Source organism: Phyllobacterium sp. YR620 (assembly GCF_900104165.1).
In the GTDB taxonomy this organism is placed as follows: Bacteria; Pseudomonadota; Alphaproteobacteria; order Rhizobiales; family Rhizobiaceae; genus Phyllobacterium; species Phyllobacterium pellucidum.
Map to the genome: position 1 here is coordinate 368,340 of NZ_FNJP01000005.1, position 21,436 is coordinate 389,775.

Consider the following 21,436-nt stretch of genomic DNA (forward strand, 5'->3'; position numbering starts at 1 on the left):
TGAACTTGCAGGGGGGTCAATCATGATCGTATCCGAAGTACCGTCCACCCACGGCAGCGGCATGGCGCTGCCTCGCATCGCCTCGCTACTGTGGCGCCGAAAGCTCGTTGTTCTGGCGGGAGTTGCAACAGCCGTTGGCGTGGCGCTCGTCGGCTATATGCTCACACCGGCACAGTATAGTTCCGAAGCGATCCTCGCCCTCAATGTACGTAAACTCCAAGCATTGCCGACGGAGTCCGTGGTTTCCCCCCTGCCGCAGGAAAGTCCGGTGCTGCGGACGGAACTCGACATCATAACCTCGCGAACGATGGCAGAGAACGTCCTGGCCCGGCTCGATCGAGAGGGCTTCAACGCCAACGGGAGGCTCGTTCCCGAGGCGGAGCGAGCCGCATCGCGAGTGGAACCGCCAGTTCCGGACAGCGCCAATGCGGCGACGCTGGAGGATCAGAACCGCGATCGCATCGACAGGCTTCTGTCGGATGTGAATGTTGCCAATGACGGCCGTTCCTACACAATCTATATAAGCTACCGCTCCGATAACCCTGTCTATTCCGCAGCAGTGGCCAACGCCTTCGGCGAGGCCTATCTCGACTACCAGGTCGATGTTCAGACATCGGCTACGCGGCGCGTCGGCGACTGGCTTGGCGGCAAGATCGTCAGCCTGCGTGCAACGCTTGAACAGTCCGAACGGGCCGCCGCCGATTTTCGTGAGAAGTCGGGCCTTGTGAAGGCCAATGGCATGACATTGCAGTCCCAGCAGATCGCTGCACTCAATGGCGAATTGGCCAATCTTCGGGCAAAGCTTGCAGGGACGGAAGCCCGGCTTGCCACGGCGATCGACGCGGCAAACAACAAGGCTGGCGTCGCATTGACCGAAGTCCTGAATTCCCCGGCAATCCTGGCGTTGCGAACCGAGCAGTCCCGCGTCGAACGCGCCATTCTGGAAATCAAGCAAAGCGGCGCCACGCAAAGCGCACAGCTGCCGCAACTGAACTCTCAGCTGGATTCACTGAACGTTCAGATTAATGAAGGGATCCAGCAGATCATCAACAGCCTTCGAAGCGAGATTGATGTCACGCACCGCCAACAGGCGGCGGTGGAAGCCAACCTCAAAGAGATTCAGGACAGCATGTCCACGGCCAACCAGGCGCTGGTACACGCAGACCAACTCGACCGCGAGGCGGCCGCCAATCGCGCCATCTATGAAAGCTACCTGACACGCTACAAGCAGACGATCGAGCAGGATGGCATTGCCTCGGCTGACGCCCGCATGATCTCGCGCGCGCAGCCGGCATCGTCCAAATCGAGCCCGCGCCTCAAAAGCTGGCTCCTGCTCGGCATCATTGCCGGCACGGGTCTGGGCTTCCTCGGAGCATTCCTTATCGAATGGTTCGACCGGTCGATCCGCTCGCCTGAATCGCTCGAAACGATCACCCGCCTGCCGATCATTGGCCGTATTCCCGAGCTCACGAATCGCGAGCGCCAGGAAGTCGCCCGCATGGTAAGGGATGGCCACTCGAGTTTCGGACGAGCCATCGCTGATCTTCAGGCCCACTTGCTACTGTCGTCTTCGCCGAAGGCATCGCGTGCCATCGCAATCACCTCGGCCGGCGATCAGGAAGGCAAGACGCTGATCGTCGCCGGCCTGGCCCGGTCCCTGTCTGCGACGGGTATCCGGACTGTCGTTGTTGACGCCAATTTCCGTAACCCGATGGTTGCGCAGGAATTTGGCGACCAGTTCGGCCCCTATCTCGAAGAGGTGATCCGCGGCAGGCAGACGTTGGAAGCTGCGGTTCAACACGATCTCGCGTCGACCATCGATTTCGTCGCTTCGCAAAGCTGCGAAGTTCCAGCTGAATATCTGCTGGGCCACGAACAATTCGCCAAGATGATCGCCCAGTTGAAGCGTCAGTATGACATCGTGCTGATCGATACGCCTGCCCTCAATAACGGCGCAGACGCGATCCGCGTCTCGGCGCTGGTCGATACGACAATCGTGGTCGTACGGCGCGACACTGCAAGAACCGATATGGTGGTTGCCGCCGTTAACAGGCTGCGTGCGGATGGCCGCAAGATCAGTGGCATCGTGCTCAACAGTGATCGCCGGAAAGGCAAGGTTGGCCATATCGATACCTCCCTCCCGAAGATCAAGCTTGCATCGCCTCAGGTGATCAAGAAGATCGCCGGGCATGTCAAAAAATCCCGCTCCTTCACAGCGAAGGCATGAGGTGAACCATGTCAATCAAACAAAAGAACAAAAGTAACGGCATCGGCTTTCGCATCAATCGCACAGTGGCAGCCTGGACTTTTTCGTCACTGTTGCTGCTTTCATCGACGGTGTCCCCCGCCTGGGCTGAAGAGCCTTACAAGATTGCGTCCGGAGATGTGCTGCAGATCACTGTCTATGGCGACGCCGGCCTCTCCGGGGTATTCCCGGTCGGTGTCGACGGAACGATCGGCTATCCGATCCTCGGCAACATTGCGGTCGCCGATCACAGCATCCCGGAAGTTACCGGCAGCATCAGCCAGGCGCTCCTGCAACACATACCAGGCCTTTCGGTCTCGGTGGCGGTCAAGGAATATGCTCCGGTATTCGTTATCGGCGACGTGCAGAAGCCGGGAAAGTATGAGTATCGTCCCGGCATGATCGCGCTCGAGCTCTTCGCCTTGAGCGGGGGGTTGAAACAGGATGCGGGCAAGATCGACGCTGCTGGCGTGCAGCTCGTGGCGGCCCGCCAGGATTATTCGGACACCAGCCTCCAGCTCTTCGCCCAAGAAGTCAGGGAGGCGCGGCTGAAAGCGGAGCTCGACGACAAGCCTTTCGAATATGTGCTTTCGAGCGATACGCCAACCGAGGACACGGATGCGCGCCAGGGCGTGGTCGATTCCGAACGCAGGTTATTCGACCTGCGGCTCGCAACACTCGCGAGCCAGGAACAGGCGTTGAAAGCCCAGACGCAGAACTACCGCGAGGAGATCCAGACGCTCGAAGAAAGCACACGGCTGCGCAACGACGAAATTTCGCTCCTGGAGAAGAATGTCAACGCCTCGCAAACTCTGGTCGACAAGGGCCTTACGTCGCAGTCGACGCTGCGCGACACCCAACGCCAGCTTTCGGCAATGCGCCGCGACTCGCTGGAGTTTGGTTCGTTCCTCGCCCGGGCAAAGCAGAATGAGAATGCCATCCAGCAGAACCTGCTTGCATTGCGCGAGCAGCGCTCGAACGACGCAGCCAGTCAGTTGCGGGACATCGACCTCGACATTATGAGGTTGCGCAAGAAGCTCTCCTTCATCGTGCAGACCATGTCTGAAATCGGTGCAAGCGCGCAGCGTGCAAGCACCCGCGAGGAATCGATCAAACTCACGTTCAGTGTGCTTCGCAATGTGAATGGCGATTACAAGGAAACCGAACTTTCCGAGCATGACCCGATCAAGGCGGGCGATATTCTGCGCGCGCAACTGACCATGCCGGGCCAGGTCGAAAAGAAAATCAATTAGCAAGTAATTAAATCGAAGAAGCCCGCCGGCGGTTTTAACCCCGGCGGGCTTCTTCGTTGGGTCCAGATTGCAAAAGATCAACCCGCCAGCGCCGGAAGCGCAGGCGGGTTGATCGAATTTTGGTATTAGGCGGCAGTAACGATGCGCTTTTCGCTGAGAGATACGTGCATGGATTGCTGCCAGCGCAGATAGAGGTCGCTAATGCCGGCCTCGAGCGCCACGCTCGGGCGCCAGCCCATGCTCTCGAGTCGCGCCGGATCGACCAATTTGCGCGGGGTTCCATCGGGCTTGGTCGTATCGAAGACAATCGTGCCTTCGTATCCCACTATCCCGGCTATGAGCTTTGCGAGTTCGCCGATCGAGACCTCGCGGCCAGAGCCGATATTGATGATCTCAGGACCGGCATGGTTTTTCATGATGAACACGCAGGCGTCGGCGAGATCATCGACGTGGAGGAATTCACGCTTCGGCGTTCCGGTACCCCATACGATTGCCTTGGAACTTCCCGCGATCTTCGCCTCATGCATCTTGCGAATCAATGCCGGCAGCACATGTGCGTTCTGCAGGTCGAAATTGTCGTTCGGACCGTAGAGATTGGTCGGCATCGCCGTTATGAATCGCTGGCCATATTGGCGCGCATAAGCCTCGGCAAGCTTTAGACCGGCGATTTTTGCGACTGCGTAAGCCTCGTTGGTTGGCTCAAGCGCACCGGTGAGCAGCGAGTCTTCGCTGATCGGTTGCTCCGCAAATTTCGGATAGACGCAGCTCGAGCCAAGCCACAACAGCTTCTGCACACCGAGCTGATGCGCGGTGTGCATGATGTTCATGGCAATCATGGCATTGTCGTACAGGAAATTGGCCGGATAGGTGGAGTTGGCGATAATGCCGCCAACCATTGCCGCGGCAATGAAAATCGCATCCGGGCGGGCTCTGGCCATCCAGGCCTCGGTATCGGCCTGGCGCGTGAGGTCGAGCTCGTCATGCGAGACCTGCAGGAGGTCGCATCCCTCGTTCTGCAGGCGCCGCACCAGCGCGGAGCCCACCATACCCGTGTGCCCTGCCACCCAGACGCGCTTGCCGCACAGGTCAAAATGATGATCGCCGGTCTCAGCCATAGAAATCGTTCCGCCCTTCTTCGCGCATGATGTTCCTGAGATCTGATTCTACCATTTCCGTCACCAGCGAGTCGAACGAGACCGTATGCGTCCAGCCGAGTTTTTCCCGCGCCTTCGCAGGATTGCCGAGGAGCAGTTCGACTTCGGTCGGTCGGAAATAGCGCGGATCGATTTCGATGAGTTCCTTGCCCGACTTGCGGTCATAACCGATCTCGTCGACGCCTGAACCCGCCCACTCGATTTCCTTGCCGACGGCGCCAAAGGCCTTTTCGACGAATTCGCGCACGGTGTGGGTTTCGCCGGTTGCGAGAACATAGTCATCGGGCTGGTCCTGCTGCAGGATGCGCCACATGCCATCGACATAGTCCCGCGCGTGACCCCAGTCGCGCTTGGCTTCGAGATTGCCGAGGCGGAGCTTCTCCTGGAGGCCGCGCTCTATTGCGGCAACAGCGCGCGTGATCTTGCGGGTGACGAAGGTTTCGCCGCGCAGCGGGCTTTCATGGTTGAAAAGGATGCCGTTGGACGCATGCATGCCGTAGGCTTCACGGTAATTGACGGTTATCCAGTAGGCGTAAAGCTTGGCTGCAGCGTAGGGGCTACGCGGATAGAAAGGCGTTTGTTCGTTTTGCGGCGCCTCTTTGCTCTTGCCGAACAGCTCGGAAGTTGAAGCCTGGTAGAACCGGCAGGTCTTTTCGATCTTCATGATGCGCATGGCTTCGAGCAGGCGCAAGGTGCCCAGCGCATCCGAATTGGCGGTGTATTCTGGGGTTTCGAAACTGACCTGAACGTGGCTTTGCGCACCGAGATTGTAGACTTCGTCCGGCTGGATTTCCTGGACAACACGGCAGAGGTTCGTTGCATCCGTCAGGTCGCCGAAATGCAGACGAAAGCGAATGTCTTCCTCATGCGGGTCCTGGTAGAGATGATCGATACGCGCAGTATTGAACGAGGAGGAGCGCCTCTTCAGGCCGTGAACGATATAGCCCTTCTTGAGCAGGAATTCACTCAGATAGGCGCCGTCCTGGCCTGTTACGCCAATGATCAAAGCGGTCTTCGCGGTCATATCTTATCCCCGGTCTCGTGCTCTCAGAGCTTCTTTTCATTTTGGCCTCCGGACCGGCTTCCCCGAATGGAAACGGCAACCGAAAACAGTGAAGAATCCTCGTTTCACTATAGAGACCGCGGGCCGGGAGACACTTCGGCAATAGGGATAGGCGCGGCATCTAGGGCGATGGAACATAAGGCGTAGCGGGCTGATTCCGGTCGATAAAAGGGGCGACTATGGATGATGGCTTCTACGGAAGTGGTAGATCCGGGAAACGGGGCACCGACATTCGTAGTGCCTTTGTTGAACTGTCCGTGCTCGCTGCGAACTGCAACAATCGCAGCCAAGTTTTCAGGGCTGGGCACAGCCATGGCTCGAGGCAGGTCCACATGAAGATCGTTTTTGCAAATCGCTACTTCTCACCCGATCAATCGGCGACGAGCCGCATGGTTTCAGGGCTCGCGTTTGCGTTGCGACGACGCGGCTTCGACGTTGCCGCCATCGCCAGCCGCACCATGCACGACAATCCCAATATCGAGCTTCCCGCCGATGAGGTGGTCGGTGGGGTTACCGTTAAACGCCTCTGGGCAACGCGATTTGGGCGCAGCAACATTCTTGGCCGGGCAATCGACTACCTCACCTTCCATGTTTCCGCGTTCTTCTGGTGTCTCGCCAATCTGGAAAAGGGAGATATTTGCGTCGTCTGCACTGACCCGCCACTCCTTTCCGTGACGACAGCGCTGCCGATCCGCTGGCGCGGCGCACGCATGGTCAACTGGGTCATGGATCTGTTTCCGGAAGTGGCGATGGAGCTCGGCATGCTGTCCGAAAAGAGCATTGCCGGCAGGCTGAGCAAGGTTGCGCGCGACTGGTCGATGCGCAAATCCACGATGATCGTCTGTCCCACCGCTTCGATGGCGTCCTACCTTGCCGAACACGGGCTTGACGAAGACCGGCTAAGCGTCATGCATCACTGGTCCGACGGGGAAGAAATCTATCCGGTCTTTCCCGCCGACAACACTCTGCGTACGCGCTGGGGACTCCAGGAAAAGTTCGTCGTCGGCTACTCAGGCAATTTCGGCCGTGCCCATGACTTTTCGACCCTGATCGAAGCCGCCGTGCTTCTCAGCGACCATGACGACATACGGTTCCTCCTGATCGGTGGCGGCCAGCAACGCGCCCATGTCGAAGAAATCGTCCGCAACCGCGACCTCAAGAACGTAACGTTCAAACCGCTCCAGCCGTCCGAACACATCGCTGAAAGCCTCAGCACGGCCGACGCGCATATCGTCTCGCTCATTCCAAGGCTCGAACATTGTATCGTTCCAAGCAAGTTCTACGGCGTCCTTGCTGCCGGCCGTCCGACGCTGTTCATCGGCGACGGTAATGGCGAGGTTGCGCGCGTCGTTGCTTCGGCAGATTGCGGCGCAGCGGTCAGGATCGGTGAGGGCCAAAGGCTCGCCGATCATATTCTCAGATTGAAGAACGAGCCCGCGCACCGCGCGCAGATGGGGATCAATGCCAGGCACACGCTCGACACCGTATTTTCGCGCGACCGGGCGGTTGGAGCCTGGTCCGACGTCATGCACCAGTTCCGCCAGCAATCGGCGGCTTCATCGCAAACCTCAGTTTTCGGACCAGCAGAATGAGCGGTAGCGTCGTCGTCAGTCAGCTCGGTGCGCGCATGCATTACGCAGTGCCACGCATCTTCGCCTCGGAGGGGCGGCTGGCACATTTCTATACGGATATCTGTGCTACTCAGGGATGGCCCCGACTCGTCAACAAGCTGCCACGGCGTCTGCTTCCGTCATCCGTCAAGCGCCTGACAGGGCGGATCCCGAAAGGCGTTCCGGCCGAACTCATCTCGACCTTCCCGAACTTCGGCGCCCGGTCGGCGATCCGCCGGTTGCGGCAAAAGAACAGTATCGAGCACATGGCCCATACGATCTGGGCCGGTTCGGAGTTTTCGCGCCTGGTGGCGTCGAGCGGCTTCCACGGCGCCGACGGCCTCTATGCCTTTGCCGGCGATGCATTGGAGCAAATGCAGGCCGCCAAACGGCAGGGAATGTGGACCGCGGTCGAGCAGATGATCGCGCCTTGGGACACTGTCGAAGAACTCGTCGCCGGCGAACACGCGCGTTTTCCCGATTGGGCCGGTCCCTATAGCGAGAATCAATATGCGCGGGTATTTGCCGAACGGGAAAAAGCCGAATGGGCGCTTGCCGACGTGATCGTCTGCCCTTCGGAATTTGTACGGCGCAACGTCATTGCGCGCGGTGGCAGCGCGGAACGCTGCGTCGTCGTGCCATATGGGATTGATCCGCAATTTCCGGCGCAGGACATTATCCGTATCGGCGGTCCCTTGCGGGTCCTGACCGTGGGCGAAGTCGGCCTGCGCAAAGGTTCGCCCTACGTCGCCGAGGCTGCACGTATGCTTGGCAAATCCGCTACCTTTAGAATGGCTGGCCCAAGCAGATTGTCACCGGAAGTCAAGGCCGAGATCGGCCGATCCGTCGAACTGCGCGGTATCGTGCCCCGCGCTGAAATGGCCAAGGAATATGAATGGGCTGACGTGTTCCTCCTGCCATCCATATGCGAAGGTTCGGCTACCGCCATCTATGAGGCGCTCGCCGCAGGTCTGCCGGTCATCTGTACCGAAAATGCCGGCAGCGTCGTGCGGGACGGCGTGGACGGCTTCATCGTGCCTATACGTGACAGTGAAGCCATCGCCAAAGCGGTGACTGATCTTAGCGAACACCCCGGCACGCGAGCGGCGATGTCCGAAAGCGCGGTGACACGGGCCGCAGAGTTTACGGTCAAGCGCTATGGCGAGCGCTTGCTCGAAGCACTTTCCCTGCTTCCATCGCAACAGCAGACAGTCAACCAGGCCGCGCTTTCATGAAAATATATCACGTCGTCAGTTCGATCGATCCAGCGCAGGGCGGACCCCAAGCCGGCTGCTTACGCCTCGCCGCAGCACAGGCAGCCCTCGGCCACGAGGTCGAGATCATCAGCTATGGCGGGAGCGATATCCGGCAACGCGCATTAAGCGCGGCACACGACGTGCCGCACCTTGCAAAAGTCCGCTGGCACCTTCTGGCCGACCCGGACAGAATCGAGCGCGTTCTCGGGCTCAGCGCAGCAAGAGCGCTTCGGAACGTATTGAAGGACGCGTCTTTCGTCCACATTCATGGCGTTTGGGAACCCATCCTGAAGCATGCCGCGCGCATTGCCCGGAGTTTGAAGGTACCATATTGCGTTCAACCGCATGGGATGCTCGATGTCTGGAGCATGCGGCAGAAGCGCCTGAAGAAGCGTGTGGCGCTGCTGCTTGGCTACCGCAAGATGTTGAATGGGGCAAAGTTCATCCACACGCTCAACACGGACGAAGCAAACCTGCTTGACCCGTTGGGACTGACCCCGCCACGGCTGGTCATTCCGAACGGCATATTCCTCGAAGAATTCGCCGATTTGCCAGGCAAGGGATATTTTGCCGAGCGCGTTCCGCAGTTGCAAGGCAAGCGGGTCGTATTGTTCCTGTCGCGCCTTCATACGAAAAAGGGGCTCGATATCCTGGCCGCGGCGTTTTCGATGGTGGCCAGATCCCACCCTGACGTCGATCTTGCCGTTGCGGGACCGGACGGCGGTGCGAAGGATGGTTTCGTTAGCCTCGTCAAGGACCTCGGAATTACGGACCGGGTTCATCTCACCGGACCGATCTATGGCGCGGAAAAGTTACGGGCGCTCATGGATGCGGCGTGCTTCTGCCTGCCGAGCCGCCAGGAAGGCTTTAGCGTCGCCATTACCGAAGCCCTTGCCTGCGGCCTGCCGGTGGTGATCAGCGAGCCTTGTCATTTTCCAGAAGTCAGGACGGCCCACGCCGGCGCAGTCGTTTCGCTCGAGCCCGCGAATGTTGCCGCAGCGATCGGCGATATCCTCGACAATCCGGGTATGGCCGCGATCATGGGCGAGAACGGCAAGCGTCTCGTGCGTGAGAATTATACGTGGCCGCGCGTTGCGGAACTGACGCTCCAGGGCTACGCATCGCCGAGCCTCAGCGCAGCGACCGGTTCAGCAAATCTCCGCGTCGCTCCCGACCATTCATAGCCGCTTGGATATGCAGGGCTGACACTCAGCCGTTGGCTGGTTGTTTGCGCGCCCTGACCGGCTGCGCCGGATTGCCGACATAGATCATCCATGGATCGAGTTTGCGCATGGCAACGCCCCGCGCACCGAGGACAGCACCTTCGCCGACGACGACGCCGGGGCCGACAAATGCTTCGGACGCGATCCAGGCGTTGGTCTTGATTGTGATCGGCCGGCTCTTCAGCGGAAAATCCGCATCGTCCACGTCGTGCGTTCCGGTGCAGAGATGTGTGCGCTGCGAGACGATGGCGAAATCCTCGATCGTGATCTCGGCGACGTTGTAGCAGATCACGCCCGGCCCCATGGATGCATGCTTGCCCATGATGAGGTTGCCGGGCCACCAGATCTTCACGCTGCTCCTGACAATGGCCGAAGGGTCGATCCGGGCGCCGAATTTGCGCAGCAGCCAACCCCGCCATGGACTGAGCGGCGAAGGCGTCCACGATGCAAGGAGCGTCCACGATACCATCCAAAGGAGGCGCATGAGGCGGAACCTAAGAGCAAATGTCGCTCCGCCGAGACGCGGCAAAGGCGCGCTCGCTGCGTCGAATGCCGGATCGTTGTAACGTGAGCGCATTGTCTTACCCCGCCTTACCAGTTCTGTTTGATGCCATGTGCCACGTTTGCCGAGTCACGTTCATGCCCGGACCTCCCGCGATGGGAACGGCGCCGGCACGAATGTCGAATTAAGCCCCAGCCAACCGCGCACGGTATACCAAATCAATTTCGGGAATTCCTTTTGCAGGTAGGTGTCGGTGCCGATTGCCAGTTTCCACATGGGCTGCTGATTTGTCACCGGGACGGACAGCCAGTGAATGTCCGGCGACGCGGCGTCGAAACTTGTGATCGCTCGCCGCGAAGCATACCAGCTTGTCACCACGATGCCGCTGCGAGCGCCCATTCGCTTCACGTAGGGAGCCGAATAGAGCGCGTTTTCCCATGTCGTGCCGGACTGACACTCAACGTCGATGGCCTTTTCATCGACGCCGCGCTCGACCATTGCGGTCTTGATCCAGTAGCAATCGCCATCGCCGCTGATAAGGACGCGCGGCGCAAACTTGCCAAGCCACAGACTGGCCGCAAGCTTGGCGCGCGCCGGGCCGTCGCCGCCAAGGACGACGATCACATCGACTTTGGCCGGCTGGTCCTGAATGGTCAGGAACCTCTGCGCGAGGAGCGGAAGCGACAGCACGGAAAGAACTGTCAGGACCGCAACAAGTCCGATGGCCGGAAAGACGTACTCCCGTAACGGCAGGCGTCGCACGCGCTCGTCCGATACCGTCACAGAATGCGCGTTGACTGCGGTCATATCGAAAGGCCAAGCTCTCGCCGCTGCAGTTCCCGCATCTTGATAACGATCATATATTCGTAGGACGCAATGAGGCGGCAGTAATGATAGCCCTGCCATCCGTCGAGAAATCCGCCGCGAAGGAAGTACATGTAGGCAAATCGTGCCAGCGGCCGGAAAGGAAGACGATAGGAGAATTCCTTGAGCGCCCTGCGCCTTGCTTCCGGCGTGGCGCTGAAGAAGCTGTGCCAGGGGATGCTTTTGCTGCGCAGGATCTGCAGCGATTCGCGCGCTTCAAAGCCGGAATAGCGGTTGTGCTTATCGAACCAAGCCGCCATGCCCTTGTTGAAGCTGTAGTGGATGAAATGCGACTTCAGGCGGCCTGTCGGACCATCGCCAACGGGTCGGGAGTGGCACTCGCGCTCATATTGGATGCGTTCAGGACGTGCAAGCCGCGTGATCCAGGTCGGGTAGAGGCTCGAGTGCTTGACCCAGCGTCCCATGAACATGTTCTTGTAGCGGGCGCTGAACATCGCCTCAGGACGGTTCGGATCAGCGGCGATCGCCAGCATCTCGTCGCGCAAATCGTCAGGCGTTATCTCGTCGGCATCGGGCATATAGACCCATTCGTGCTTGAACTCGATCTCCTTCAGCCCATACATGCGCTGCTTGGTTTCGGTTTCATATTTGTGCTGATAGACGCGGGCCCCGGCGGCCTTGGCGATCTCGACGGTGCGGTCGGTGCTGAACGAATCCAGCACGACGATATCGTCACACCAGCTGAGGGATGCCAGGCAGGCCGGCAGGCACTCTTCTTCGTTGAGGGTCATGATCAATGCAGAAATCACTGTCTCGCTCCGGTTTCTTGGGTCGTCAAACTGCGTCCGAAAGGATGCCAGGCCGGGTGGGCTTGGCCGGTTGCACGGACGTGTGGGTTAAATTGAGGTCGGGCCGAATAGCGCTTGCCGAAACGGCCGACATTTTCTGCACCGGCGCCAGCGGGCGCTGAACTGTCGTCGAGCGCCCCGACAGCGTTGCGTAGACGAAGGCGCTGTGCACGAGGAACGGCACCACCAGCGCCAGTGTCATGGCAAGGTTCGAGATGCCGAGAATGATGCCGAGGCACCCTATGCCTCCGCACACCGCCGAAGCCGCAACGATCGTCAGTGTGGTTTTCGCGGGCGGGATCGCGCGGTCGAGCAGGAGGTGGTGGAGATGCCAGCGATCAGCAGCAAGCGGGCTGCGGCCGGCATGGACCCTGCGCACGATCAGGCTCAACGTATCGATGACCGGAACAATGACGATCCAGAGCAGCACGGTGAAAGCTATGTTGGCGTGGATGGACAGGGTTATGATGAAATAGGCAATGACCGCACCAAGCGCGGTGCTTCCGGCATCGCCGAGAAATATCTTGGCGCGCGCGAGCCATGGGCTGCGCATGTTGAAGGCAAGAAACCCTCCCACAGCCGCAAGAAGCACCAGCATTGGCAGGATCAGCTCCGTCACGCCCTTAAAGCCAGCAATAACCGACAGCCATAACAGGGCGACTGCGGCGCAGCCGCCAGCAAGGCCATCGACGCCGTCGATCATGTTCCAGGCATTGATAAGACCTATGACGAAGAGAATCGCGACGATGGTCAGAAGCGGAAACGATATGGCCAGCAGCGCTGGCGGCAGGGCAATGCCGGTGACAATAGTAGCTCCGGAAAAAGGATTGACCAGCGTCAGGGCAACCAGAAACTGCGCAGCCAGGCGACGCACGGCCGGCAGATCGACGCGGTCATCGGTTATGCCGACCACCAAAGTTACGAAAAGACCTGCCCAAAAATTGACGGGAAGCGACGGCGCGTGGTCGTGCAACATCATGACGAGCGCAAAGGTTGCAAAGATAGCAATGCCGCCGCAGAGCGGAACGACGCCATCGTGCAATTTGCGCCGGTCGGGATGATCGACGAGGGCGAACACAGGCGACACCCGTTTCAATATTACGACCAGCGCAGCACTTACAATCAATGCTGCAAAACAATTGGTGATCCATGCAAACAAGGCGCACCCCCGCGAATTGAACACTCGCCATGCAAGGTGTGTTCACCTGTCACGGCCAAACCGAGTGGATTTTGGAAAACAGTACCGGCGGGAGTGATTGCGCGCCATTTAGGAGAAGTGAGAAGAGGTTCCACCTGATGGATGAACCCGGCTCGAACTTGTGTGTCCCTTTGGTGGAGTGAAAGAACGTCGCTCGTGGGAAAACAAGCGCTTCCCGTGACCTGTTAGCCGAACGCGTCAACCCCGAAATGATCGGAATAGACGTGTCCGGCCTCGCGCGCGCGTACATCGCACCTTCGCGTCACGCCCGCGTCACGTTTGGTCCATTACCCTTGCCGATTAACATGAAATACAAGGGGTTAGCCGCAACGAATCGGCCTTGGGACGGGGGCGATTCCAATCGAATCATAACAAAATCTGGCGGCTTTTTTCTCATCAAATGGCGTAGGGTAGGATCATGAGTGTGACGGTGGCGCGTATGAGGACTGACCAAATCCAAAACGGCTCCCCGAACGAGGGCGGAGCGAATTTCAAGAGCGGCATCCTCATCTATGCCGAGGCTGGAGTCGTTTTCCAGGGCCTTGTGCAATCACTCGAACGAACGTTTCCCGATCTCAAGGTCGACCTTTCAAACAAGCTTGCCGACTCCGGCGAAAACGACGACGCAATCGGCCTGGTCATGATCCACGCCGATTTTGTCTCCGACCTCATCGACTGTATCGCGCGCTGCAAAATACGCTTTCCCGATGCTTACGTGACATTGATGATCGATGACACGAGTGCGTCCATTCCGGAATTCAACACGCTCTTCGACAATAATCTGGTGCAGGGCCTCCTGCCTTTCAGCCTGAAGCTTGATGCGTGGCTGGCGGTCGTCTGGCTGATGCTCAACGGCGGCGAATATTATCCGTCAACGATTGTTCGCTCGATGGCAAAGGCTGCAAACGGCACACAGGTCAAGGCTCAGACGCCGTTCAGCGCCCAGCCGAAGCATACATCAATGAATGCCTGGCCGGTAAAGACATTGACCCTGCGCGAACATGAGATTTTGCAACTTCTCTCCGAGGGCTTGCAGAACAAGATCATTGCCGACCGCCTTGCCCTTTCGGTGCATACGGTCAAGGTGCATGTTCACAATCTCATCCGCAAATTGCGCGCGCACAACCGCACCCAGGCGACGGCGATCTATCGCGACAGCATGGAGCACCACGGTCTGAAGCCCTTCGATACGACGGTCGTTCACTAGAGAACGAGGACGGCACTAGCCAAATCGAGCCATCGACAATTTCTCCTTGCGGGACGTTGCGCCCGCAAATCGGAGCACTGCGAGCCCCAGCACCGGGAAGAGCGCGCCCAGCCATCCAAGATGGATCAGCCCGACATGGGAAAGGATCTGGCCGCCTATCATCGATCCGAAAGCAACGCCGAGGTAGAGCGCGGAGAAGTTAAGCGAGAGCGCCAATGGCGCGCTTTCCGGCGCGATGGTCAGGATCCGGCTCGCCTGCGCCGGCGGGAACATCCAGGCGATCACGCCCCAGACGAACATGTGCGCGATGAGAACGGGACCGGCGATTTCGTGCGGCAATTGCATGATCCAGCTTACGGTCGCCAGCACCACGGCATTGAGGACCGAGGCAGCGACGACAGTGCGGGTCGCACCGAGCCGGTCAGCCAACTGGCCTCCCAAAAAATTACCGATGGCCGCGCCGATACCGAACGATAGGAGAACCACGGGCAGCATCGACTTGCCAAGGCCTACGCCGTCAACGGCAATCGCTGCAATATAGGTGTAAACCGCAAAAGCGCCGGTCATGTAGAGCAGCGTGGTCAGCAGCGCCGGCATGAGGCCGGGGTGGCGGATCACTGAAAGGCGCTGGGACAGAGTAAGTCGGTCTGCGTAAAGTCCACGCGGCAAAAGCGACCAGACGACAACCGCTGCAATCAGACCGATCAGCGCGATGAAGGCATAGGTGCCGCGCCATCCGGCAAAAGCGCTGATAGCAGCGCCAAGCGGTGCGCCGAACGCGACAGCAAGCGTGGTGCCACCGACGACGGCAGCAACCGCGCGGGCACGATGATGGGCTTCCGAAATGGCGACCGCTGTTGCCTGCGCCGTCGCCGCGTATAGACCTGCGGTCACCGCAATCAGGAGGCGAGCAAGCAGGAGAAGCAGATATGTCGGCGCAACGGCGGCGCACAGCGCGCCAACTACGAAAACCGTCGCGCTGCCGGCCAGAATCGTGCGGCGGTCGAGCGAGCCGGTGAGCGCGGCAACAACCGGGGCTCCAATCGCATAGGCAAACGCATAGGCCACGACAAGATAGCCGGCCTGGACCAAAGTGACCCCCGTATCGCCGGCGATCTGCGGCAGAAGACTTGCCGCCACGAATGCTTCGATACCGATGGCGAATGCACCAAGCGCTAATCCGAAAAGACGAATATCCATGGGAGTTCACCTAAATGTTCAATGAACGTTGAACTAACGCCTGGGCCTTGCAGGAGTCAAGCCTAAAGTTCAACAAATATTGAACATTGAAAACTCTCCTGCCAATTGCTATTAAATTCGTATGACAGAATATCTCGATCACCCCACGGCCGAAGACATCGCGCTGCCGGCCGTCCTGACTGCGCTTGGCGACGAAACCCGCCTTGCCATCATCGCCATTCTTGCCCGTAACGGCGAAAAAGCGATGACTTGCGGGCAGTTTCTCCAGCTGGGCTCCAAGACGGCCATCAGCTATCATGTGGCAAAGCTGCGCGAGGCCGGCATTATACACGTTCGCCCGGACGGCACGCGCCGCCTCCTGACATTGCGCCGCGATGATCTTGAGCACCGGTTCCCGGGATTTCTGGATTCGGTGGTCACGTCGGCTGCGGCAATGCAAACGCATGAGGTTTTGGACTATCCGGCAGCACCGGAAACTGCGCGAGGTATGTGATGGAAATCAAAGCAATTGGCTCGGTCGCTTCGCGTCGTGCCCCGGAGGAATATTTCACCGGAACGGTCTGGCAGGACCCTATCATCGAGACGCCCGCCCCAGCGCGGCTTCAGGCCGTTCTTGTGCGCTTCGAGCCCGGAGCCAGGACCGCCTGGCACACCCATCCGCTAGGACAAACGCTGCACGTGGTTTCGGGAAAAGGGCTCGTACAGGTGTGGGGCGAACCGATCCGCGAAATCCGGGCCGGCGATACGGTGTGGATTCCGCCGGCCGAAAAACATTGGCATGGCGCCGCGCCCGATACCTATATGGCGCACCTTGCCATGCAGGAGAGGCTTGAAGGCAAGGCTGCGGAGTGGATGGAAAAGGTCTCCGACAGCCAATACTCCGGCCAGGAATAATCTGTTATCATAAACTACTCAGTGTACGGCGTGAAAGGACACAACATGGCATTCGAAGACATCAAGGCGCAAATTGCCCTCTTGCTCGAAGCGATGGTCCAGCGGCCCACCGATGCCCATGAAATTCACGAGAACCTGCGTGAAAAGCTCAACGAGCTCCGGGCTATGGGCATGCCCTTGCCCGATGACCTTGTTGCACTGGAAAAGCAGCTCGAAACCGATTTCGACTCCTAGACTCTATAGAAACCGCTTCGGCCCGTCGCGCAGCAACGCGCCAAGATCATCCTCGCCCGCGCGCTCGCCGCGGGCCGGACGGCCGTCAATCACGCCGATATCGCGCAGCATGTGATCGGAAAACTCTTCGGCGTCGATTCTGACGGGGCGGCGTTCGACCGGGTTTTGGCGTCCGGGCTTGCTCAGAAGGCCGCGAAGCGTCAAGTGGCCGACGGTACGAGCGGCGTGGGTTGTGATAGTGTTCATGGTCTCAACTCCAATTCAATCCTGGCGATTTTAGTTGGGTGGTACGAACATGCGCCCGTTCCGCCTTGTTTTCCAACAAAACGCCAAGTAGCATGCATAAGCAGTGCTTATGTGAGACGTGAATGAACCTACCTCCGCTTGCCTCCATCCGGGTGTTTGAAGCCGCCGCCCGCCACGGCAGTTTCACCAAGGCCGCGGAAGAACTCGGCATGACCCAAGCTGCGGTCAGCTATCAGATCAAGCTCCTTGAAGAGCGCATCGGCGCGCAATTGTTCCTTCGCCGCCCGCGCCAAGTCACCCTGACAGAGGTCGGCGCCCGCTTGTCGCCGGTCATCAGCGACGCGTTCGACATGATGCGGGCGGCCATAGCCGCGACGCGCAAGAATGCCGACGGCGTATTGACCATCAGCACGATCCCGACATTCGCTGCGAACTGGCTCGTGCCACGGCTTGGATCATTCCAACTCGCGCAACCAAACCTGGCGGTGCGCCTGCAGGCGAACCGGGAAATCATTGATTTTTCAAGACAAGACGCCGACATCGGCATACGTTCGGGCAGCGGAAAATGGCCGGGCCTCGTCGCGCACCGTATTTTCGATGCCGATTTTACGCCGATGCTCAGTCCCAAGCTTGCCGCGTCGATTGGGGGCGTGAAATCACCCGAGGACCTTCTGAGGCTGACGATCGTCGATCCCGGCGATCCGTGGTGGCGCCTGTGGTTCAATGCCGCCGGAATTGCCAATCCCGACCTGCGCGGCGACCCCCGCAGCCGTTTCGGCGATCAGCACCTTGAAGGCAAAGCGGTCATTGCCGGCCAAGGGGTCGGCATTCTTACCCCGGCCTTCTACGAAACCGAGCTTGCACAAGGCCTGCTTATCCAGCCGTTCAATATTGTCGGCACTGCCGACCACTATTACTGGCTTGTTTATCCGGAGGCGCGGCGCAACGTGCCCAAAATCCGCGCCTTCCGGGACTGGCTTCTCGGCCAGTTGGAGCCTGTTGCTGAAGAGGCTTAGAAGACCGCGAGATACTTCAGCAGCGAAATGATGCCGATCACAATGACGATGACCTGGGCGATCTGCTTCGCGCGCCCGTCAAGCGGCAGCATCTGGATGAGGTAAAGAACGAGGAAGATCACCAGAACGGTGATCAAGAGACTGATCAAAATCGACATTATAAACTTCCTGTTTTTGGGGAACCATATGAGTGTAGCCTCAGATAACTCCTTGCTTTCTATATTGGTTCCATGAAATCCATGACTTGGCAGCGGAATAGGTTTGTTTGGCTGCTTTTTTGCTGTTAGCGTCCGCCGCACCCCGCCATTGATCAGGATTTCCCATGCGCTCGTTGTTTCACCTTGCCTACCACGTCACCGATCTCGACGAGGCGAGGCGTTTTTACGGATCAATCCTCGGTTGCGAGGAAGGACGAAGCACTGACACGTGGGTCGATTTCGATTTTTTCGGCCATCAGATTTCGCTGCACCTCGGCAAGCCGTTCGAAACCACCAATACGGGCAAGGTAGGCGACCACATGGTGCCGATGCCGCATCTCGGCGTCATTCTGCCGCTTGATGTCTGGAACGATCTGGCCGCGCGCCTCGCCAAGGCCGACGTGGAGTTCGTTATGCCGCCGACCGTGCGCTTCAAGGGCGAGTCGGGTGAGCAATGGACCATGTTCTTCCGCGATCCTTCGGGCAATCCGATCGAAGTCAAAGGTTTTGCGGATTTCGCCGGAATTTACGCCAAGCAATAATTCATCATGCCGCAATCCACACTGAAGGCTGCCCTCTGGATGATGGGATCGCTTACGGCGATCCTCATGATGGCTATATCCGGCCGCGAAGCCTCTCGCGAGCTCAATGTCTTCCAGATCATGGAGATGCGCTCGCTGATCGGTCTTGCAATGCTTTATCCGCTCGTCCGTTCTTCGGGCGGCGTCAGGTCCATGAAGACGAGCCGCATCTGGCAGCATCTCGGCCGCAACGCCGCGCATTATGCCGGACAATTCGCCTGGCTCCAGGCCCTGTCGATGATTCCGCTGGCGCAGGTCATCGCTATAGAGTTCACGACGCCGGCCTGGACCGCGCTGATGGCGGTTGCCTTCCTCGGCGAGCGCCTCAATATTTGGCGCATCCTCACCATCATCCTCGGCATCGTCGGCGTGGTCATCATCGTCCGCCCAGGCATCGGTTCGGTCGAAACCGGACAGCTGATCGTGCTTGGCGCGGCTTTCACCTTCGGCATTTCCTTTACAATGGTCAAATCACTGACGCGAACGGACAGCGTCGTGAAGATTATTTTCTGGATGCTGATCATCCAATCGGCGATCGGCCTCCTGCCCGCCCTGCACGTGTGGCAGTGGCCGTCCTTGCACGTTCTGCCGTGGGTGGTCATCATCGCCTTTACCGGCACGTTTTCGCACTTCTGCATGGCGAAGGCGCTGCAATATGCCGACGCAACGGTGGTGATACCGATGGACTTCCTGCGGGTACCCCTGATGGCCGTTCTCGGCTGGCTGATCTATGCGGAGCGCGTGGATATGTTCACCGCACTCGGCGCAGTCCTCATCCTCAGCGGCAATCTTCTCAATCTCAAGAACCGAACGTCTGTCCGCAACAAGGATGCCGTTTCACTGTCTCAATCATAGGAGAGACACCAGCCCTTTCCCTCGAGCCAGCAACGCTCGGGGGGTATATCGTTTGAACGGTAGAGGCGCGTCACGCGCTTAAGCTCGCCATTGCCGAATGCGATGGCCAGGGCTCTTTCGGACTCTGGGTCCCGCATTCCTGCGCAGGGATAAATCGCTACGCCCGAGATTGCCCGCGCAGTGTACGCATCGCCCTGGCGGGTAATAAGGAATACGGCGCCGCGGGGACGCGAGCCACAGCCGATCAGCGTGAAGCCATCGTCGGTCGTGAGCGGCAGAAGAAGCCGGCCGCCGTCGTTGAGACGATCGAGCCAGCCATCATCGAGCCTGGTTGCGCCGGCATTGATGTAGATCACATCGGCGGGCTCGAACGATCGTTTCGTGCCATCCCCCTGAACGATTTCGACATTGCGATAACCGGCGAGATATTGCTTCGCGCGCACCGCAAGATCCGCTTCGATCTCAATGCCGAGAACATGTCCTGAAGGTCCCCCGAGATGCGCCATGATCGCGGTATAATAGCCCGTGCCGGTGCCGATATGAACGACACGCTCGCCTTCGGCGATGTTTGCGTGCCAGAGGAGGTGGGCATGCAATGACGGTTCGCCATTGTTGATGTGCCGCTCTGGCGCTATGCCAACGAGATCATCCGTATAGAGGTGAACCGGATCGTCATCGGGGCTGAGACCAAACCCCAGTCCATACCTGATGATCGGCCATGGACCCGGACCGAGAAAGTCCTCCCGCGGCACTTCGGCAAAGGCCCGCTCGATGCGCGCGTTGTCCACGCCAACGCTTGCCAGCACCTTGCTGGCATAGGCTCGCCTTATGCGCTTCAAGTCTTCGGAATCAGTCATGGGCATGATTTCGATCAGCCAGCTTTCGCTGCTTCAGGAACCGAGAGTTCATCGCACGGTCCAATATTCTCTACCAGAAAATCGACGAAACTGCGGACTCTTGCCGCCAGATATTCATGGCCGACGAAGACCGCATGGATGAGTTCAAGGTCGCCGGGATTATATGGCTCGAGAAGCACTTTCAGACGGCCTGCTCGAAGGTCATCGATCACATGAAACAGGCCGAGCCGCGCAATTCCAAGTCCAGCGACACACATCTGCTGGGCGGTTTCACCGTTATTGGAGATGAAATTGCCAGAAACGGCCAGGAGTTCTGTTTCCTTTGATTGCAGATTACGAAAAGGCCACTCGTTCAAGGTGCGGCGAAAGTTGAAATTCAGGCAATTGTGGTGCTGCAGGTCACTTGGACGCTCCGGCACTCCATGCCTGTCGAGATAATCCGGCGATGCGATAACGACGACGCGGCTTTCGAAGAGTTTGCGCGCCTTCAATGCCGAATTGCGCATGGGGCCGACGCGGATCGCTATGTCAGCCCGCTCCTCGATAAGGTCGACAACGCCGTCGCTCAGCGAAACATCCAGCCTGACATCGGGATATTGCTCGAGAAACTTCGGCACGAGCGGCAAAACGCAGGTGACACCAACAGGCACAGACGAGTTGACGCGCAGCAGGCCGCGCGGCTTGGCCGATGCACCATGGGCGACCGCCCGCTCGGCCTCCTCGATCTCGGCGACGATGCGCATGGCACGCTGATGATAGACCTCGCCTTCAGGCGTGAGTTGCAAGGTGCGTGTCGAGCGGACGAGAAGCCGCGTGCCAAGCCTCTCCTCGATGCGGCTGATCATCTTGCTGACGGCAGACGGTGACAGACCAAGGCGTCGCCCCGCCGCAGAAAAGCTGTTGAGCTCCACGGCTTGAACGAACACGTCCATTTCTCCAGCCCGGTTATCCATCTCGAAACGCGCCATTTGT

23 protein-coding genes are annotated in these 21,436 nt (G+C 59.0%); 12 read left to right on the forward strand and 11 right to left on the reverse strand.

Annotated elements, in window-relative coordinates; genetic code table 11:
- Positions 1-22 precede the first annotated feature (22 nt).
- A complete protein-coding gene (locus BLR72_RS17990) occupies positions 23-2,227 on the forward strand; it encodes a GumC family protein (RefSeq protein WP_091950744.1) in 2,205 nt (734 codons plus the stop codon).
- 8 nt (positions 2,228-2,235) lie between these two features.
- Positions 2,236-3,498 (forward strand): polysaccharide biosynthesis/export family protein, encoded by a 1,263-nt coding sequence (locus BLR72_RS17995; protein WP_091950745.1) that lies wholly within the window; start codon positions 2,236-2,238, stop codon positions 3,496-3,498.
- 125 nt (positions 3,499-3,623) lie between these two features.
- Here BLR72_RS17995 and BLR72_RS18000 read toward each other — a convergent pair whose 3' ends face one another.
- Together BLR72_RS18000 and gmd are read right to left on the reverse strand one after the other, a co-directional pair.
- Positions 3,624-4,613: a GDP-L-fucose synthase family protein gene (locus BLR72_RS18000; RefSeq protein ID WP_091950746.1), complete on the reverse strand. Its 990-nt coding sequence runs from the start codon at positions 4,611-4,613 to the stop codon at positions 3,624-3,626.
- The gene (gene gmd, locus BLR72_RS18005; protein ID WP_091950748.1) at positions 4,606-5,676 is read right to left on the reverse strand and encodes a GDP-mannose 4,6-dehydratase; all 1,071 of its coding nucleotides are present in this window, start codon (positions 5,674-5,676) and stop codon (positions 4,606-4,608) included. Before gmd ends, BLR72_RS18000 begins: the two co-directional genes overlap by 8 nt.
- 371 nt (positions 5,677-6,047) lie before the next feature.
- On the opposite strand from gmd, the gene BLR72_RS18010 reads away from it, so the two are divergent.
- The 3 genes from BLR72_RS18010 to BLR72_RS18020 are packed head-to-tail and all read left to right on the forward strand — an operon-like array spanning position 6,048 to position 9,765.
- Positions 6,048-7,307 carry a glycosyltransferase family 4 protein gene (locus BLR72_RS18010; protein WP_027230554.1) on the forward strand — a complete coding sequence of 420 codons (1,260 nt, stop codon included), beginning with the start codon at positions 6,048-6,050 and terminating at the stop codon, positions 7,305-7,307.
- Positions 7,304-8,560 (forward strand): glycosyltransferase family 4 protein, encoded by a 1,257-nt coding sequence (locus BLR72_RS18015; protein WP_091950750.1) that lies wholly within the window; start codon positions 7,304-7,306, stop codon positions 8,558-8,560. Before BLR72_RS18010 ends, BLR72_RS18015 begins: the two co-directional genes overlap by 4 nt.
- Positions 8,557-9,765 carry a glycosyltransferase gene (locus tag BLR72_RS18020; protein WP_091950752.1) on the forward strand — a complete coding sequence of 403 codons (1,209 nt, stop codon included), beginning with the start codon at positions 8,557-8,559 and terminating at the stop codon, positions 9,763-9,765. The genes BLR72_RS18015 and BLR72_RS18020 overlap by 4 nt, the downstream gene beginning before the upstream one ends.
- A 25-nt stretch (positions 9,766-9,790) precedes the next feature.
- On the opposite strand, the gene BLR72_RS18025 is transcribed toward BLR72_RS18020, so the two are convergent.
- Genes BLR72_RS18025 through BLR72_RS18040 form a run of 4 tightly spaced genes read right to left on the reverse strand, consistent with a single transcriptional unit; the run spans position 9,791 to position 13,138 of the window.
- Entirely contained in the window at positions 9,791-10,381 is a 591-nt protein-coding gene (locus BLR72_RS18025) for an LbetaH domain-containing protein (RefSeq protein ID WP_091950754.1), read from the reverse strand.
- 60 nt (positions 10,382-10,441) lie between these two features.
- Positions 10,442-11,113, reverse strand: a complete 672-nt coding sequence (locus tag BLR72_RS18030; protein WP_175492396.1) for a YdcF family protein — start codon at positions 11,111-11,113, stop codon at positions 10,442-10,444.
- Positions 11,110-11,922, reverse strand: coding sequence for a glycosyltransferase (locus BLR72_RS18035; RefSeq protein WP_091950859.1), 813 nt, complete (start codon positions 11,920-11,922; stop codon positions 11,110-11,112). The genes BLR72_RS18030 and BLR72_RS18035 overlap by 4 nt, the downstream gene beginning before the upstream one ends.
- A gap of 43 nt (positions 11,923-11,965) precedes the next feature.
- On the reverse strand, positions 11,966-13,138 hold the full coding sequence (locus BLR72_RS18040; RefSeq protein WP_139202552.1) for an MraY family glycosyltransferase: 1,173 nt from the start codon (positions 13,136-13,138) through the stop codon (positions 11,966-11,968).
- 478 nt (positions 13,139-13,616) lie between these two features.
- Between BLR72_RS18040 and BLR72_RS18045 the strand changes: the two genes are divergently transcribed.
- Positions 13,617-14,384 (forward strand): helix-turn-helix domain-containing protein, encoded by a 768-nt coding sequence (locus BLR72_RS18045; protein WP_162737147.1) that lies wholly within the window; start codon positions 13,617-13,619, stop codon positions 14,382-14,384.
- Positions 14,385-14,399: 15 nt separating this feature from the next.
- Here BLR72_RS18045 and BLR72_RS18050 read toward each other — a convergent pair whose 3' ends face one another.
- Positions 14,400-15,584, reverse strand: a complete 1,185-nt coding sequence (locus BLR72_RS18050) for an MFS transporter (RefSeq protein WP_091950762.1) — start codon at positions 15,582-15,584, stop codon at positions 14,400-14,402.
- 121 nt (positions 15,585-15,705) lie between these two features.
- Here BLR72_RS18050 and BLR72_RS18055 point away from each other — a divergent pair, with 121 nt between their 5' ends.
- The 3 genes from BLR72_RS18055 to BLR72_RS18065 are packed head-to-tail and all read left to right on the forward strand — an operon-like array spanning position 15,706 to position 16,712.
- Positions 15,706-16,077 carry an ArsR/SmtB family transcription factor gene (locus BLR72_RS18055; protein WP_051614635.1) on the forward strand — a complete coding sequence of 124 codons (372 nt, stop codon included), beginning with the start codon at positions 15,706-15,708 and terminating at the stop codon, positions 16,075-16,077.
- Positions 16,077-16,478 carry a (R)-mandelonitrile lyase gene (locus BLR72_RS18060; protein WP_027230558.1) on the forward strand — a complete coding sequence of 134 codons (402 nt, stop codon included), beginning with the start codon at positions 16,077-16,079 and terminating at the stop codon, positions 16,476-16,478. Before BLR72_RS18055 ends, BLR72_RS18060 begins: the two co-directional genes overlap by 1 nt.
- Positions 16,479-16,523: 45 nt before the next feature.
- The gene (locus BLR72_RS18065; protein ID WP_027230559.1) at positions 16,524-16,712 is read left to right on the forward strand and encodes a hypothetical protein; all 189 of its coding nucleotides are present in this window, start codon (positions 16,524-16,526) and stop codon (positions 16,710-16,712) included.
- A gap of 3 nt (positions 16,713-16,715) precedes the next feature.
- Here BLR72_RS18065 and BLR72_RS18070 read toward each other — a convergent pair whose 3' ends face one another.
- The gene (locus BLR72_RS18070; protein ID WP_091950764.1) at positions 16,716-16,958 is read right to left on the reverse strand and encodes a hypothetical protein; all 243 of its coding nucleotides are present in this window, start codon (positions 16,956-16,958) and stop codon (positions 16,716-16,718) included.
- A gap of 122 nt (positions 16,959-17,080) precedes the next feature.
- Between BLR72_RS18070 and BLR72_RS18075 the strand changes: the two genes are divergently transcribed.
- Positions 17,081-17,974 (forward strand): LysR substrate-binding domain-containing protein, encoded by an 894-nt coding sequence (locus BLR72_RS18075; RefSeq protein WP_091950766.1) that lies wholly within the window; start codon positions 17,081-17,083, stop codon positions 17,972-17,974.
- Here BLR72_RS18075 and BLR72_RS18080 read toward each other — a convergent pair.
- A complete protein-coding gene (locus tag BLR72_RS18080) occupies positions 17,971-18,132 on the reverse strand; it encodes a Thivi_2564 family membrane protein (RefSeq protein ID WP_091920228.1) in 162 nt (53 codons plus the stop codon). The two genes, BLR72_RS18075 and BLR72_RS18080, sit on opposite strands and share 4 nt — an antisense overlap.
- Before the next feature lie 164 nt (positions 18,133-18,296).
- Between BLR72_RS18080 and BLR72_RS18085 the strand changes: the two genes are divergently transcribed.
- Together BLR72_RS18085 and BLR72_RS18090 are read left to right on the forward strand one after the other, a co-directional pair.
- The gene (locus tag BLR72_RS18085) at positions 18,297-18,713 is read left to right on the forward strand and encodes a VOC family protein (RefSeq protein WP_027230562.1); all 417 of its coding nucleotides are present in this window, start codon (positions 18,297-18,299) and stop codon (positions 18,711-18,713) included.
- A 6-nt stretch (positions 18,714-18,719) separates the two neighbouring features.
- On the forward strand, positions 18,720-19,607 hold the full coding sequence (locus tag BLR72_RS18090; protein WP_091950767.1) for a DMT family transporter: 888 nt from the start codon (positions 18,720-18,722) through the stop codon (positions 19,605-19,607).
- Here BLR72_RS18090 and BLR72_RS18095 read toward each other — a convergent pair.
- Both BLR72_RS18095 and BLR72_RS18100 read right to left on the reverse strand, forming a co-directional pair.
- Positions 19,598-20,464 (reverse strand): protein-L-isoaspartate O-methyltransferase family protein, encoded by an 867-nt coding sequence (locus tag BLR72_RS18095; protein WP_175492397.1) that lies wholly within the window; start codon positions 20,462-20,464, stop codon positions 19,598-19,600. The two genes, BLR72_RS18090 and BLR72_RS18095, sit on opposite strands and share 10 nt — an antisense overlap.
- Before the next feature lie 14 nt (positions 20,465-20,478).
- Complete coding sequence (locus BLR72_RS18100) at positions 20,479-21,417, reverse strand: LysR family transcriptional regulator (protein WP_091921482.1); 939 nt, start codon at positions 21,415-21,417, stop codon at positions 20,479-20,481.
- Positions 21,418-21,436 lie beyond the last annotated feature (19 nt).